Below are 966 nucleotides of genomic sequence, written 5' to 3'. Positions count from 1 at the left end.
TCGATGAAGCGTGCGTTGATTACGGGTATCACTGGGCAGGATGGGTTGTATCTGTCCGAGTTGTTGCATGCCAAGGGTTATCAGGTGTTCGGGTTGGTTCGTGGTCAGAACAATCCGAAGCGTGCGTTGTTGGAGAAGTCGCATCCGTTCGTGACGATTCTGTCGGGGAATTTGCTGGATCTGTCGTCGATCATGCGGGCGTTCGCGGTGGCGGAGCCGGATGAGGTCTACAACTTGGGTGCGGTGTCGTTCGTTGCGTATTCGTGGGAGAACGCCCGGTTGACGACGGATGTGACCGGTGGTGGTGTGCTCAACGTGTTGGAGGCGTTGCGGTTCTATCAGGACAGTTCCGGTAAGCAGGTGCGGTTCTATCAGGCATCGAGCAGTGAGATGTTCGGCAAGGTTCAGCAGGTTCCGCAGTCGGAGTCGACGTTGTTGTGGCCGCGGTCGCCGTACGGTGTGGCGAAGGTGTACGGGCATTACATGACCATCAACTATCGCGAGTCGTACGGTCTGCATGCGTCGTCGGGGATCTTGTTCAACCATGAGTCGCCGCGTCGTGGTCCGGAGTTCGTCACTCGCAAGGTTTCGCAGGCGGTGGCTCGGATTTCTTTGGGTCTGCAGGACAAGATTGCGTTGGGCAATCTCGATGCGAAGCGGGATTGGGGTTTCGCTGGGGACTACGTCGAGGCGATGTGGTTGATGTTGCAGCAGGAGCAGGCTGATGACTACGTCATCTCGACCGGGGAAACTCATTCGATTCGTGAGTTGCTCGATCACGCGTTCGCGGAGGTCGGCATCGATGATTGGGAGCGGTATGTGTACATCGATCCTGCGTTCATGCGGCCGGCGGAGGTGGATCTGCTGATCGGGGATGCCTCGAAGGCTCGCGATGTGTTGGGATGGAAGCCGAAGGTCGAGTTCCCCGAACTGGTGCGGATGATGGTCCGCAACGACATCAACGAA

At 57.7% G+C, this 966-nt stretch carries 1 protein-coding gene; it reads left to right on the top strand.

Annotation, left to right across the window (positions count from 1 at the left end):
- Positions 1–3: 3 nt before the first annotated feature.
- The coding region (locus CH290_RS10885) for a GDP-mannose 4,6-dehydratase (RefSeq protein ID WP_094620676.1) at positions 4–966 on the top strand (963 nt) is incomplete at its 3' end.

The organism is Rhodococcus sp. 06-156-4 (genome assembly GCF_002259345.1).
GTDB lineage: Bacteria > Actinomycetota > Actinomycetes > Mycobacteriales > Mycobacteriaceae > Rhodococcoides > Rhodococcoides fascians_E.
Note: the sequence above shows the minus strand (reverse complement) of the source record. Positions and strands in the feature narration are given on the sequence as shown.